Origin of the sequence: Pseudomonas sp. R45(2017) (assembly GCF_002112305.1) — a bacterium.
GTDB classification, from domain to species: Bacteria; Pseudomonadota; Gammaproteobacteria; order Pseudomonadales; family Pseudomonadaceae; genus Aquipseudomonas; species Aquipseudomonas paraglycinae.
Genome location: NZ_NEHH01000006.1, coordinates 122,528 through 137,231, shown reverse-complemented (window position 1 = coordinate 137,231; position 14,704 = coordinate 122,528). Strand labels below are relative to the sequence as shown.

At 60.8% G+C, this 14,704-nt stretch carries 11 protein-coding genes; 7 read left to right on the top strand and 4 right to left on the bottom strand.

Features of this window, described 5'->3' with window-relative positions; all coding sequences use genetic code 11:
- Nucleotides 1-72: 72 nt before the first annotated feature.
- Complete coding sequence (locus CAF74_RS15495; RefSeq protein ID WP_064384136.1) at nt 73-333, bottom strand: hypothetical protein; 261 nt, start codon at nt 331-333, stop codon at nt 73-75.
- Nucleotides 334-600: 267 nt separating this feature from the next.
- Nucleotides 601-2,184, bottom strand: a complete 1,584-nt coding sequence (locus tag CAF74_RS15490) for a peptide chain release factor 3 (protein ID WP_011332431.1) — start codon at nt 2,182-2,184, stop codon at nt 601-603.
- Between the two features lie 356 nt (nt 2,185-2,540).
- Between CAF74_RS15490 and CAF74_RS15485 the strand changes: the two genes are divergently transcribed.
- The 5 genes from CAF74_RS15485 (at nt 2,541) to CAF74_RS15465 (ending at nt 7,984) form a co-directional block, all read left to right on the top strand.
- Nucleotides 2,541-3,230: an ABC transporter permease gene (locus tag CAF74_RS15485; protein ID WP_172667905.1), complete on the top strand. Its 690-nt coding sequence runs from the start codon at nt 2,541-2,543 to the stop codon at nt 3,228-3,230.
- A 20-nt stretch (nt 3,231-3,250) separates the two neighbouring features.
- On the top strand, nt 3,251-4,144 hold the full coding sequence (locus tag CAF74_RS15480) for a glycine betaine ABC transporter substrate-binding protein (RefSeq protein ID WP_085746898.1): 894 nt from the start codon (nt 3,251-3,253) through the stop codon (nt 4,142-4,144).
- 13 nt (nt 4,145-4,157) lie between these two features.
- Entirely contained in the window at nt 4,158-4,811 is a 654-nt protein-coding gene (locus tag CAF74_RS15475; RefSeq protein WP_007953690.1) for an ABC transporter permease, read from the top strand.
- Nucleotides 4,808-5,962 (top strand): betaine/proline/choline family ABC transporter ATP-binding protein, encoded by a 1,155-nt coding sequence (locus CAF74_RS15470; RefSeq protein WP_007953692.1) that lies wholly within the window; start codon nt 4,808-4,810, stop codon nt 5,960-5,962. Before CAF74_RS15475 ends, CAF74_RS15470 begins: the two co-directional genes overlap by 4 nt.
- A gap of 858 nt (nt 5,963-6,820) precedes the next feature.
- The gene (locus tag CAF74_RS15465; protein ID WP_007953693.1) at nt 6,821-7,984 is read left to right on the top strand and encodes a type III PLP-dependent enzyme; all 1,164 of its coding nucleotides are present in this window, start codon (nt 6,821-6,823) and stop codon (nt 7,982-7,984) included.
- Nucleotides 7,985-8,044: 60 nt separating this feature from the next.
- On the opposite strand, the gene CAF74_RS15460 is transcribed toward CAF74_RS15465, so the two are convergent.
- Nucleotides 8,045-8,803 (bottom strand): tetratricopeptide repeat protein, encoded by a 759-nt coding sequence (locus CAF74_RS15460; protein WP_256578380.1) that lies wholly within the window; start codon nt 8,801-8,803, stop codon nt 8,045-8,047.
- A complete protein-coding gene (locus tag CAF74_RS15455) occupies nt 8,804-9,484 on the bottom strand; it encodes a Fe2+-dependent dioxygenase (protein ID WP_085746897.1) in 681 nt (226 codons plus the stop codon).
- Between the two features lie 207 nt (nt 9,485-9,691).
- Here CAF74_RS15455 and CAF74_RS15450 point away from each other — a divergent pair, with 207 nt between their 5' ends.
- Nucleotides 9,692-12,013: a TonB-dependent siderophore receptor gene (locus CAF74_RS15450; RefSeq protein ID WP_085746896.1), complete on the top strand. Its 2,322-nt coding sequence runs from the start codon at nt 9,692-9,694 to the stop codon at nt 12,011-12,013.
- A gap of 132 nt (nt 12,014-12,145) precedes the next feature.
- On the top strand, nt 12,146-14,674 hold the full coding sequence (locus CAF74_RS15445) for a sulfite reductase flavoprotein subunit alpha (protein WP_085746895.1): 2,529 nt from the start codon (nt 12,146-12,148) through the stop codon (nt 14,672-14,674).
- Nucleotides 14,675-14,704 lie beyond the last annotated feature (30 nt).

Below are 14,704 nucleotides of genomic sequence, written 5' to 3'. Positions count from 1 at the left end.
TGAGTTGACCAAACCCCTTCTGCCCCGATTGCGCATCGATCGGGAAAGAAGGGGTTTTCTTTTGCGCGGAATCTACGTCTGGCTGTCGCCTTCGTCCGGATCGTCGGTGTCCGGCTCATCGGTGGTCGAGTCGTCATCGTCGGCGCTGCCACCCTGGCCCTGATCGCCCGGCTCGGACTCGGACTTGGCCAGCATCAGCGCGCTGTGCCCCACCTGCCCGCTGGAGGCCTGGGTATCGTGATCCTCGCACTCGGCCCAGGCCGTCGCAGTGCCGAGGGACAGCATCACCATCACTTTCAACAACAGCAGAACGCGTAGCAACCTGTTTTTCATGGTCGAGTCCATCCTGTTCCAGGTGAGAAATTCATGCTGACCTGACGCTGATTGAAATCTAGTTCCGATCCGCCGGGTTCACCAGATAGGACGCTAACCAATGCCCGGAAATGCCATGCGTGGACAGACCGCTTTCGAATAACGCTCATAACCGGATCGGCTAAGCAAGGCCGCTTCTCTCAAACGCCTGATGAGCAACCTATCGGTAGCCAATAAAAAGCCCCCGAGGCTTACGCAACGGGGGCTTTGGGGGGAACAGCTCAGCGCTTAGTGATGCTCGCGCGTCGCACGGAATTTCACGTCCGGCCAGCGCTCTTCCATCAGGGCCAGGTTGACGCGGGTCGGCGCGAGGTAGGTCAGGTGACCGCCGCCGTCCAGTGCCAGGTTTTCCACGGCCTTGTTGGAGAATTCTTCGAGCTTCTTCTTGTCGCTGCATTCGATCCAGCGCGCGGAGTACACGGTGATCGGCTCGTAGGAGCACTCGACCTTGTATTCCTCTTTCAGGCGGCTGGCGACCACATCGAACTGCAGCACACCGACGGCGCCGAGGATGATGTCGTTGCTACGTTCCGGGAAGAACACCTGGGTCGCGCCTTCTTCGGCGAGCTGTTGCAGGCCCTGGCGCAGTTGCTTGGATTTCAGCGGGTCGCGCAGGCGTACGCGGCGGAACAGTTCCGGGGCGAAGTGCGGGATACCGGTGAAGCCCAGGGTTTCGCCTTCGCTGAAGGTGTCGCCGATCTGGATCGTGCCGTGGTTGTGCAGACCGATGATGTCGCCGGCGTACGCTTCTTCCAGCTGTTCACGCTCGGAGGAGAAGAACGTCAGGGCGTCGCCGATGCGCACGTCCTTGCCGGTTCGCACGTGGCGCATCTTCATGCCTTTCTCGTACTTACCGGAGCAGATACGCATGAAGGCGATGCGGTCGCGGTGCTTCGGGTCCATGTTCGCCTGGATCTTGAAGATGAAGCCCGAGAACTTCTCTTCCACCGGCTCCACGGTGCGCTCGTTGGCCACACGTGGCAGCGGGCGCGGGGCCCAGTCGACCACGGCGTCGAGGACATGGTCGACCCCGAAGTTGCCCAATGCAGTACCGAAGAACACCGGGGTCAGTTGACCGTCGAGGAATTCCTGCTGATTGAACTCGTGGCAGGCGCCCTGCACCAGTTCCAGCTGTTCGAGGAAACGCTCGTACTCGTCGCCCAGGTGTGCGCGGGCTTCGTCGGAATCGAGCTTCTCGATGATCTTGGTTTCGGTGCGTTCATGACCGTGACCGGCGGTGTAGACAATGATGTAGTCGTCGGCCAGGTGGTACACGCCCTTGAAGTCGCGGTAGCAACCGATCGGCCAGGTGATCGGCGCAGCCTTGATCTTCAGGACGGCTTCGATTTCGTCGAGCAGTTCGATCGGGTCGCGGATGTCACGGTCGAGTTTGTTGATGAAGCTGACGATCGGCGTGTCACGCAGACGGCAGACGTCCATCAGCGCGATGGTACGTGGCTCTACGCCTTTACCGCCGTCGAGGACCATCAATGCCGAGTCCACCGCGGTCAGGGTGCGGTAGGTGTCTTCGGAGAAGTCTTCGTGGCCCGGGGTGTCGAGCAGGTTGATCATGTGTTCGCGATACGGGAACTGCATGACCGACGTGGTGATCGAGATCCCCCGCTGCTTTTCCATCTCCATCCAGTCGGATGTCGCATGGCGGTCGGATTTACGGGATTTCACCGTACCGGCCACGGCAATCGCCTTGCCCATCAGCAAGAGCTTTTCGGTGATGGTGGTTTTACCGGCATCGGGGTGGGAAATAATGGCGAAAGTGCGGCGTTTCGCGACTTCGGCGGCCTGTCTGGTCATGGGAAATCGCCTGGCGGTGATTCAAAAAAGGGCGGCGATTATAGCCCAACTCGATTCAATAACCGAACCGTTGAGCACATTAAGGGTGGCCAAATGCTGCCTCAGATGGGAACCTTTTAAAGCACGGAGACGTCCATCCCCTGTAACGACATTTCGTCAGGGGCTGAAAAATCAGCAAGTTAGCCTGACGAGGCTGCGCTCATGGCTGGCTTTCAGACCGCTTTTGCCGGGCTGAAAAAAAGCTGCTTCTCGCGAACACTGACTCCGGCAGCCAGGCATGGCATGCCACACGGAGCAGCGGTCGCCGACTAAAAAAAAGGAGTCCGCCTGTGGCTATCCGCTATGGCAAAGGGCTGATGGGAGGTGCGGTGGTGATCGCGCTCCTGGCCCTGCTGGTCCACTGGATCGGCATCAACACGATCGAACACTACCGCGACGATTTGTTGTTTTACCTGCAAGCTCACCTGATTCTCGTCCTCGCTTCAATGCTGGCCGCCCTGGTCGTGGGCATTCCCGCCGGTATATTCCTGAGCCGCCCGACCATGGTCGGCCGCGCCGAACGCTTCATGCAGATCTTCAACATCGGCAACACCGTGCCTCCGCTGGCCGTGCTCGCGATTGCCCTGGGGATTCTCGGCATCGGCAGCGGTCCGGCGATCTTCGCTTTGTTCCTCGCCTCGCTTTTGCCGATTGTGCGCAACACCTATGAAGGCCTGAAAAACGTCCAGGGCTCGCTGAAAGAAGCCGCCGTCGGGATCGGCATGACTCCGCGTCAGGTGCTGTGGAAAGTCGAGTTGCCCAACGCCGTGCCGATCATCGTCGGCGGTGTGCGGGTGGCGCTGGCGATCAACGTCGGTACCGCGCCGCTGGCCTTCCTGATCGGCGCCAACAGCCTCGGCAGCCTGATCTTCCCCGGCATCGCCCTGAACAATCAGCCGCAACTGCTGCTCGGCGCCGCGTGCACCGCGCTGCTGGCGTTGCTGCTCGATGGCGTGGTCACCCTCGCCAGCCGTCTCTGGCTGGAACGCGGTTTGCGCCCGTCTTGAGGCTTTGCGAAGGAATATTTATGAAAAGACTTAGTTTGATTCTGGGCTGCGTGCTGCTCTTCGCAGGCATCGCCCAAGCCGCCGACAAACCGGTGATTCGCCTTGGCGCCCGGGTATTCACCGAGCAGACCCTGCTCGCGGAAATCACCGCGCAATACCTGCGCAGCAAAGGCTACGACGCGCAGATCACCGGTGGCCTGGGCAGTAACCTGGCCCGCAGCGCCCACGAAACCGGGCAACTGGACATGCTCTGGGAATACACCGGTGTGTCGCTGGTGGCCTACAACCATGTCACCGAAAAACTCGACAGCGCACAGTCCTACGCCCGGGTGAAAGAACTCGATGCGAAGAAAGGCCTGGTCTGGCTCACGCCGTCGAAATTCAGCAACACCTACGCCCTCGCCCTGCCGAAAAAAGTGGCCGAGCAATACCCGCAAATCCACACCATCAGCCAGTTGAACGACGTGTTGAAGGCTGAAGCCAAGACCAACCACCTGGTGGCGCTGGACACCGAGTTCGCCAACCGCTCCGACGGTCTGGACGGCATGGTCAAGCTCTACGACATGAACCTGACTCGCAAGAACATCCGGCAGATGGACGCAGGCCTGGTCTACACCGCGCTGCGCAACGGTCAGGTGTTTGCCGGTCTGGTCTACACCACCGACGGTCGCCTCAATGCTTTCGGCCTGAAGCTTTTGGAAGACGACAAGCATTACTTCCCGGACTACACCGCCGCGCCGGTGGTGCGTCAGGCCTACCTCGACGCCCACCCGAAACTGGCGGAGCAACTCAAGCCGCTGGCCGAACTGTTCGACGACGAAACCATGCGCCAGCTCAACGCGCGGGTCGATGTTGATCACGAGAGCCCGTCGAAAGTCGCTGCCGATTTCCTGCGCCAGCATCCACTGAACTAAAGGAGGAAAAGTCATGGAATTTTTGAACGCCTTTTCCCACCTCGACTGGCAGCAGGTGATGCACCTGACCTGGCAGCACATCACGCTGGTCGGCATCGCCGTCAGCCTGGCGATCCTCATCGGCGTGCCGCTGGGCATCCTGATGACGCGCTTCCCGAGCCTCGCCGGTCCCTTGCAGGCCAGCGCCACGGTGCTGCTGACCGTGCCGTCGATTGCGCTGTTCGGCCTGCTGCTGCCGTTCTACTCGAAATTCGGCCAGGGCCTCGGCCCGATGCCGGCGATCACCGCCGTGTTCCTTTATTCACTGCTGCCGATCATGCGCAACACCTACCTCGCCCTGACCGGCGTCGAACCGGGCATTCGTGAAGCCGCACGCGGCATCGGCATGACCTTCGGCCAGCGCCTGCGCATGGTCGAGTTGCCAATCGCAGTGCCGGTGATCCTCGCCGGCGTGCGCACCGCCGTGGTGATGAACATCGGCGTGATGACCATTGCCGCAACCATCGGCGCCGGCGGCCTCGGCGTGCTGATCCTCGCCTCCATCAGCCGCAGTGACATGTCGATGCTCATCGTCGGCGCGCTGCTGGTCAGTCTTCTGGCGATCTTCGCCGACCTCATTTTGCAGTGGCTGCAACGTTCGCTGACTCCAAAAGGACTCCTCAAATGATCGAACTTCAAAACCTCAGCAAGACCTTCCAAAGCAACGGCAAAGATGTGAAAGCCGTGGACTCGGTAAGCCTGACCGTCAATGAAGGCGAAATCTGTGTGTTCCTCGGGCCATCGGGCTGCGGCAAAAGCACCACGCTGAAAATGATCAACCGCCTGATCAAGCCGACCTCGGGCAAGATCCTGATCAACGGCGAAGACACCACCGACCTCGACGAAGTGACCCTGCGTCGCAACATCGGTTACGTGATCCAGCAGATCGGTCTGTTCCCGAACATGACCATTGAAGAGAACATCGTGGTGGTGCCGAAACTGCTCGGCTGGGACAAACAGAAATGCCACGACCGCGCCCGCGAACTGATGAGCATGATCAAGCTTGAACCCAAGCAATACCTGCATCGTTACCCGCGTGAATTGTCCGGCGGCCAGCAGCAACGGATCGGCGTGATCCGCGCGCTGGCGGCGGATGCGCCGCTGCTGCTGATGGACGAACCATTCGGCGCGGTCGACCCGATCAACCGCGAGATGATCCAGAACGAATTTTTCGAGATGCAGCGTGCGCTGAACAAGACCGTGATCATGGTCAGCCACGACATCGACGAAGCGATCAAGCTCGGTGACAAGATCGCAATCTTCCGCGCCGGCAAACTGTTGCAGATTGACCACCCGGACACCCTGCTCGCCCATCCGGCGGACGACTTTGTCAGCAACTTCGTCGGTCAGGACAGCACCCTCAAGCGTCTACTGCTGGTGAAGGCTGAAGATGCGGCGGATAACGCGCCGTCGGTGAGCCCGGAAACCCCGGTGGCCGATGCGCTGGAGTTGATGGACGAGCATGACCGTCGTTATGTCGTCGTCACTGACGCGGAGAACAAGGCGCTGGGTTATGTGCGCCGTCGTGATCTGCATCGTCAGACCGGCACCTGTGCGCAATTCCTGCGCGAGTTCAACGCCACGGCGGCATACGACGAGCATTTGCGCATCCTGTTGTCGCGCATGTACGAGTTCAATCGGGCATGGTTGCCGGTGATGGATGCCGAGCGAGTGTTCCTCGGCGAAGTCACCCAGGAGTCGATTGCGGCTTACCTGAGTTCGGGCCGTTCGCGCGGAATGAAGACCAATATCGTGTCACCGGCCGAAGCGGTGGCCTGATCAAATGCAAAAGGGCTGTTCGACAGCCCTTTTTTTCGACCGCCGGAATCTGAAAGCCGTGATTATTTTGCCGACTATGAGCCGGCAAGAAATATCAACACGTCAGAAGGTTGAACCCGCCCGAAGATCTCTGCCTCAACCAGCAACTTCCCTCGCACCTCCCCTTCTCGCCGCCAACGTCGCCGATGTTGAAGTGAACGCACTTATCTAAGACTTGGCACACATCAGCGTCGAACGTGCAGGTATTTTTAACACCTGAAAATTATTGCGGAACATCTGACCGTCATCTCGGTCGGCTACAAAGAGTGATATCCGCGACGCACGTCAGAAGCGTGCAAAAACGCGACATTTTTAGTTGATCTCAGGCCCCTCACGCCCTAAAGTTCGCGCCGAACGTCCATGCTGGAAACGATCCATCCGGCTCAAGTACTGACGACGAGACAGCAAGGCCAAGGGAAAGAAAGACTACATTTCCCATGGCCTTTTTGCTTTCGGCGACATGCCTTGGGAAGTAGGCGAACCAAAGTGGGGATACGGAGGGCGTTCAGGAGGGTGTGTCATCAATGAATTCACGAGTGCGCCGGGTCTGCTTTTGCGCAGGGCAAGGCGCGAGGCCCGCAGTTTGGTTGTTCCAAATAAGGGACGAGCAACGCAGCCCTGCGCAAAAGCAGGCCCGGCCCTTCGGGTTGTGCCTGAGCGCGCGCCATGCTGCGTTGCAGGCCTTGCGAAGGGAGCGACCATTAGCGGCGGCCTGCGCCTTGCCTGGCACGCGCTCAGGCGCAACGCACTCGCGAATTCATTGATGACACACCCTCGCACCCATTGTTTTTACGAGTTTGCCCATAGGAGCTCCCAAGTATGTCGATCCAGGTCGAAGACTATTTCGCGCGCGAAACCTTTCAGAAAATGAAGGCGTTCGCCGACAAACAGGAAACCCCGTTCGTGGTGATCGACACCGCAATGATCGCCCAGGCCTACGATGACCTGCGCGCCGGTTTCGAATTCGCCAAGGTCTACTACGCGGTCAAGGCCAACCCGGCCGTCGAGATCATCGACCTGCTCAAAGAGAAAGGTTCGAGCTTCGACATCGCCTCGATCTATGAGCTGGACAAAGTGCTGAGCCGCGGCGTCAGCGCGGATCAGATCAGCTACGGCAACACCATCAAGAAGTCCAAGGACATTCGCTACTTCTATGAGAAGGGCGTGCGTCTGTTCGCCACCGACTCGGAAGCCGACCTGCGCAACATCGCCAAAGCCGCACCGGGCGCCAAAGTTTACGTGCGCATCCTGACCGAAGGCTCGACCACGGCCGACTGGCCACTGTCGCGCAAGTTCGGCTGCCAGACCGACATGGCCATGGACCTGCTGATCCTCGCCCGCGACCTGGGCCTGGTGCCGTACGGCATCTCGTTCCACGTCGGTTCGCAACAGCGTGACATCAGCGTCTGGGACGCGGCGATCGCCAAGGTCAAAGTGATCTTCGAGCGCCTGAAAGAAGAAGACGGCATCCACCTGAAGCTGATCAACATGGGCGGTGGCTTCCCGGCCAACTACATCACCCGCACCAACAGCCTGGAAACCTACGCCGAAGAAATCATCCGCTTCCTGAAGGAAGACTTCGGTGATGACCTGCCGGAAATCATCCTGGAGCCAGGTCGTTCGCTGATTGCCAACGCCGGCATCCTGGTCAGTGAAGTGGTGCTGGTCGCGCGTAAATCCCGCACCGCCGTCGAGCGTTGGGTTTATACCGATGTGGGCAAATTCTCCGGCCTGATCGAAACCATGGACGAAGCAATCAAGTTCCCGATCTGGACCGAGAAGAAAGGCGAGATGGAAGAAGTCGTGATCGCCGGCCCGACCTGCGACAGCGCCGACATCATGTACGAAAACTACAAGTACGGCCTGCCGCTGAACCTGGCGATCGGTGATCGCCTGTACTGGCTGTCGACCGGTGCGTACACCACCAGTTACAGCGCGGTAGAGTTCAACGGCTTCCCGCCGCTGAAATCGTTCTACGTGTAAGCGATGCTGGCGTAATGCAAAAAGCCCATGACGTGTCATGGGCTTTTTTATGGATGCGATTCAGGCGTTCTGTAACTCGGTGCAACGGTGAGCGTAGGCCTGCGCAAGCGCCTGGATTCGCGGATCGGTTGCGCTCGCCAGCGTCTGGCTGGCCACGCGCAGGAAATTCAGGTTGCCGCCAGTCAGCGCTTTCTCCAGCCAGATGAGCGCATCATCGATCCGCCCCTCATCTGCCAGCACCGCTGCATAGCTGAATTGCCCGCGAAAGTCCCCGCCCTCGGCCGAACGTCGATACCAGTCACGAGCCGCTGCGGGATCCGCCGCACACACCTGCCCTTCCTCCAGATAACGCCCGAGCAGGTTCATCGACTTGGCATGCCCGACCTCGGCCGCGCTTTGATACAGCGCGATGGCCTGAAGATGATCGACCGCAACACCGCGCCCGGTTGCCAGCAGGTTGGCCAGGTTATACATCGCCCAATCCAGCCCGGCATCCGCTGCAACGCGATATTGCTGGGCGGCAATCGCTGCGTCGGCCACACAACCCCATCCGTGCTCATGGCAGCGACCGAGCATGTTGCGCGCCATCAGATGACCTTGCCCGGCGGCAATCTCAAACCAGCGCAAGGCCAGCGGCTGGTCCTGAGCGATCCCGTGACCATCGAGCAGGATCTGCCCGAGCAGCGCCTGCGCTTCCAGCACGCCCTCACCCGCCGCCAGCAGAATTGCCTGCGCTGCGCGGGCAGGACTCTCTTCGAGCATGGCGGTGAGGCGTTCGCCGTCGAGGACTTCTTCGCGACGTAACCGAAAATCCGCCACTTACACCTCGACCCAGCGACGCAGCAGGTTGTGGTAAGTGCCGGTGAGGCGGATCAGCGAAGGGTGATCGGGCATGTCCTGGGTCAGTTGCTGGATCGCCCCGTCCATCTCGAACAGCAAGGCTCGCTGGCTGTCTTCGCGCACCAGACTTTGGGTCCAGAAGAACGAGGCATAACGCGCGCCGCGAGTGACTGCGTTGACCTTGTGCAGGCTGGTGCCGGGATACAAGACCATGTCGCCGGCGGGAAGCTTCACTCGCTGGGTGCCGAAGGTGTCCTGGATCTCCAGCTCGCCGCCGTCGTAATCCTCTGGCTCGCTGAAGAACAGCGTGGCCGACAGATCGGTGCGCACGCGCTCGATGCTGCCCTTGGGCTGACGCACCGCGTTGTCGATGTGGAAATCGAAACTGCCGCCCGCCGAGTAGCAGTTGAGTAACGGCGGGAATACTTTGTGCGGCAGCGCGGCCGACATGAACAGCGGGTTTTTCCACAGGCGTTCAAGCATCGCGGCGCCGATTTCCTTGGCCAGCGGATGGCCTTCCGGCAGTTGCAGATTGTGCTTGGCCTTGGCCGATTGATAGCCGGCGGTGATCTTGCCATCGGCCCAGTCGGCCTGTTCCAGCGCCTCGCGAATACGCTGCACTTCGTCTTTCGCGAACAGCCCGGGGATGTGCAGCAGCATGGCAATGTCACCTGATGGCAAAGAGGCGGCAATGGTATTGATTCTTATTGACTGTGTAAAACCCGCTAGACGAATGAACTGGTAAAAACCGTAAGGTTAAATTGTAAAGAATGTAAATTTGTCGCGAATAGTAATGTTTCGCAATTGATACGAATACCTGTTTACCCTATATTCCGCCGCCTCAAATCCTTGGGGAGGGGAATAAAAATGGCACGTCAACCAGCACAAGTACCGGTCAGTTCACCACGTCTTCTCGCTTCCGCCATCGGCGTGGCGATCACCGCCGGCTCCGCAGGCCACATGGTGTTCGCCGCCGAAAAAACCGACAGCAAAGCCACCGGCAATGCCATCGCCCTGGACGCCACCGCCATCACCGGCGAAGCCCAGGACTCGACGTCCTACCAGGTCGAGAAAGCCTCCTCGCCCAAGTACACCGCGCCGCTGGTTGATACCCCGCGCTCGGTCACCGTTATCCCGCAACAAGTCCTGAAAGACACCGGCGCCCTGAACATGCAGGACGCGCTGCGCACCGTGCCGGGCATCACCTTCGGTGCCGGTGAAGGCGGTAACCCGCAGGGCGACCGTCCGTTCATCCGCGGTTTCGACGCCCAGGGCGACACCTACCTCGACGGCGTGCGCGACACCGGTTCCCAGAGCCGCGAAATCTTCGCCGTGGAAAACATCGAAGTCAGCAAGGGCCCGAACTCCGCCATCGGCGGTCGCGGCGCGGCGGGCGGCAGCATCAACCTGGTGAGCAAGAAAGCGCACCTGGGCAACTCGTTCGACGGTGGTTTCACCTGGGGCTCCGACCAGACCCAACGCTACACGATGGATGGCAACTACCAGTTCAGCGACACCGCTGCCGGCCGTCTGAACCTGATGAGCCACGAGAGCAACGTCGCCGGTCGCGACAAAGTCGACTACGACCGTTGGGGCATCGCGCCGTCCCTTGCCTTCGGCCTGGGCACCGACACCCGCGTCAACCTCGACTACTACCATCTCGAAAGCAACGACACCCCGGACTCGGGCATCCCTTACACGATTCCGGCCGGTGGCTCGGCGGCGCGCACCAAGTCCAACCCGGACAAGCCGTACGCCGGCGGCGATCACAGCAACTTCTACGGTCTGGATCGCGACTTCCGCAAGGGCCGCACCGACACCGCGACCTTCGCCATCGAGCATGACCTGAGCGACTCGCTGACGATCAAGAACACCCTGCGTCACGGCACCAGCATGCAGGATTACATCCTGACCCAGCCCGACGACAGCAAAGGCAACGTGAACAACGGCAGCGTCTGGCGTCGCGCGAACACTCGCGTGAGCAACACCGAGACCACCACCAACCAGACCGACCTGTTCGGCAACTTCTACCTCGCCGGCTTCAAGAACAGCTTCTCCACCGGTGTCGAATACACCCGTGAGGAAAGCAGCAAATCCTCGTACAACGTCAACACCGACACCACGCCGCGCACCTCGGCCGTGACCACCAACTGCAACCCGGGCCTGATCGGTGCTGCCAGCGGCTACAATTGCACCTCGCTGTCGAACCCGAACCCGAACGATCCGTGGAACGGCGCAATCTCGCGCAACTACGCCGGCACCGACACCCAGTCCGATACCTACGCGCTGTATGCGTTCGACACCCTGGAGCTGTCCGAGCAATGGCTGGTGAACATGGGCCTGCGTTACGACCACTTCGAAACCGGCTACAAGACCTACACCGCCGCCGGCAACACCACCTCCAAAGGTTCTGACACCAGCGAGTTCGTCACCGGTCAGCTCGGCATCGTCTACAAGCCGGCAGAGAACGGCAGCATCTACGCGTCCTACGCCACCTCGGCCACTCCGCCGGGCAACACCCTGGGTGAAGGTCAGGAAGGCAACCCGCTGGGCGGCACGCCGGATCGCAACGGCAACCTGCTCAAGAGCGACATGGAGCCGGAAACCACCAAGAACTACGAAATCGGTACCAAGTGGGATCTGCTGAACGATCGCCTGTCGCTGACCGCCGACATCTTCCGCACCGAGAAAGAAAACGCGCGTGTCCAGGTGGATACCACCTCGTACGAAAACGCCGGCAAGACCCGCGTTCAAGGTATCGAGCTGTCCGCCAGCGGCAAGATCACCGACAAGTGGCAAGTGTTCGCCGGTTACGCCTACATGGACAGCGAACAGATTGACGGTGGCGACCTGCCGGCCAACAAGGCCAACAACGGTAACGAGCTGCCTAACACGCCGAAAAACAGCGCCAGCCTGTGGACCACTTACCAGGTCACGCCGAAGCTGACTATCGGTGGCGGTGCGTTCTACGTGGATGACGTGTTCGGCAGCGTGGCCAACACCACCATGGTCGATTCCTACGTTCGCTACGACGCGATGGCTGCGTACAAGCTGAGCAAGAACGTCGACCTGCAACTGAACGTGCAGAACCTGACCAACGAAACCTACTACGACAAGGCCTTCTCGACTCACTTCGCCAACCAGGCGGCGGGCCGTACGGCATTGCTGAGCACCAACTTCCACTTCTGATCGAAGAGGGAAGTACCGGGCCCCGTTCATTCATTTGAGCGGGGCTTTTGTGCGTAATAAAGAACGTTTCTCGATAGGCCACGGCATAATGCACGCCGTGAACACAATTTCCGAACGGACAAGGCAAGCGACGTGTTGAAGAAAACCCTGTTCCAGTTGCACTGGTTTTTTGGCATCACTGCCGGGCTGGTGCTGGCCCTGATGGGCATCACCGGTGCTGCCTATTCGTTTCAGGACGAAATCCTCAAAGCCCTCAACCCTTCCGTGTTGCAGGTCGAGAAGCAGGTCGCTGGCGTCCTGCCGCCCGCCGACCTGGTGGCGCAGATCGAAGCGGCCTCGGGCAAGAAAGTCTCGATGCTCTCGGTCGAGACCGAAAGCGGCAGCGCCGGCCGCGTCTGGTTCACCCCGCCCAAAGGCGAGCGCCGGGGCGAGATGCGCTACTTCGATCCCTACACCGCCGAGTTCAAGGGCGACGCCACCGGCCAGGACTTCTTCGGCCTGATGCTGCGACTGCACCGGTTCCTCGCCATGGGCGATACCGGCCGCAACATCACCGGCGCCTGCACCCTGATGCTGCTGTTCTTCTGCCTGTCTGGCCTGTACCTGCGCTGGCCGCGCCAGTGGAACAGCTGGCGCGTGTGGCTGACCCTCGACTGGAAGAAAAAGGGCCGCAGCTTCAACTGGGATCTGCACTCGGTGTTCGGCACCTGGTGCATGCTGGTTTACCTGCTGCTGGCGCTGACCGGACTGTCCTGGTCCTATGAGTGGTACAACAAGGGCCTGACCAAATTGCTCTCCGATGCGCCGCAAAACGAGCGCGTGCGCGGCGGTCGTGGCCCGGCCCCCGAAGGCCCGGCGCCGACTGCCGATTACGCCGCGATGTGGGTCAGCATCTACAGTTCCGCAGGTCCGGGCCTCGCCTCCTACAACATCCGCATGCCGCCGGTGGCCGGCCAACCGGCGACCGTGTTCTATCTGCTCGACAGCTCGCCCCATGACCGCGCGCTGAACCAGATCACCCTCGACCCGGCCACCGGCGTGGTCAAGCGCGTCGACCGCTACGCCGACAAAAGCTTCAAGGCGCAATTGCTGACCAGCATTTACGCGCTGCATGTCGGCAGCTATTTCGGATTGGTCGGACGGATCATCGTCACAGTCGCGGCGGTGTTGATGCCACTGTTCTTCATCACCGGCTGGTTGCTGTATCTGGATCGCCGCCGCAAGAAAAAGCAGATCAAGGATGCCCGCAAAGGTCTCGACCAACCGGCCGGCGATACACCGGCGTGGCTGATCGGTTTCGCCAGCCAGAGCGGTTTTGCCGAGCAACTGGCGTGGCAGACCGCCGGCCAGTTACAGGCGGCCGGATTGCCGGTGAAGGTGCAGCCGCTGGCGAATGTCAGCGAGCAGGATCTGCGCGAATCGAACAACGCGCTGTTCGTGGTCAGCACCTTCGGCGACGGCGAAGCGCCGGACAGCGCTCGCGGTTTCGAGCGCGAAGTGCTGAAGAACGCCTCGACCCTCGACAGCCTCAATTACGCGGTGCTCGGCCTCGGCGACCGTCAGTATCAGCACTTCTGCGGTTTCGCCCGACGCCTGCATCAATGGCTGGGCGAACACGGCGGCAAGACCCTGTTCGCCCCGGTGGAAGTCGACAGCGGCGATCCTTACGCCCTGCGTCACTGGCAGACCCAGCTCGGCCTGATCACCGGGCAAGCACCGGTCGATACCTGGCAGGCACCGAGCTACGAGAACTGGACGCTGGTGCGCCGCGACCTGATGAACCCGGACAGCAGCGGATCCCCCGTCTTCCTGCTCGGCCTGACCGCGCCGACCTCCCGCAGCTGGCTGGCCGGCGATCTGGTGGAAGTACTGCCACGCAACTGCCCGTGGGCGATCGAGCATTTCCTCGACGGCCTCGGCATCCGTGGTGAAACCAGCGTCAAGGTCAACGGCCTGGAAGAGTCGCTGGAGGTCGCCCTCGCCACCCGCCAGCTGCCCGAGCACCGCGCGCATCTGGTGGGCCTGCACGCTCAGGCGCTGGTCGATGCGATGGTGCCGCTGGCGATGCGCGAGTACTCGATCGCCTCGATTGCCGCCGACGGCGTGCTGGAGCTGATCGTGCGTCAGGAACAACACGCCGACGGCAGCCTCGGCATCGGTTCCGGCTGGCTGACCGAGCATGCTCCGGTCGGCGGCAGCATCAGCCTGCGGGTCCGCCGCAACAGCGGTTTCCATCTGCCGAACGCTCCGGTGCCAATGATCCTGCTGGGCAACGGCACTGGCCTCGCCGGGCTGCGCAGCTTGCTCAAGGCGCGGATCGCCGACAATCAGCAGCGTCATTGGCTGCTGTTTGGCGAGCGCAATCGCGAGCACGATTTCCTCTGCCGTGCGGAGCTGGAAGAGTGGTTGATCAATGGCGATCTGGAACGCCTGGATCTGGCGTTCTCGCGGGATCAGGCCGAGAAGATTTACGTGCAGGATCGTCTGCGCGAATCGGCCGGCGAGTTGAAGAAATGGCTGGCGGACGGTGCAGTGATCTACATCTGCGGCAGCCTTCAAGGCATGGCGTCGGGCGTGGATCAGGTGCTCAATGAAGTGCTGGGCGCCGCTGAAGTCGAACGCCTGATCGAACAGGGTCGCTATCGCCGCGACGTTTACTGATTCACCTTGGGTCACTGTGGGAGCAACCTT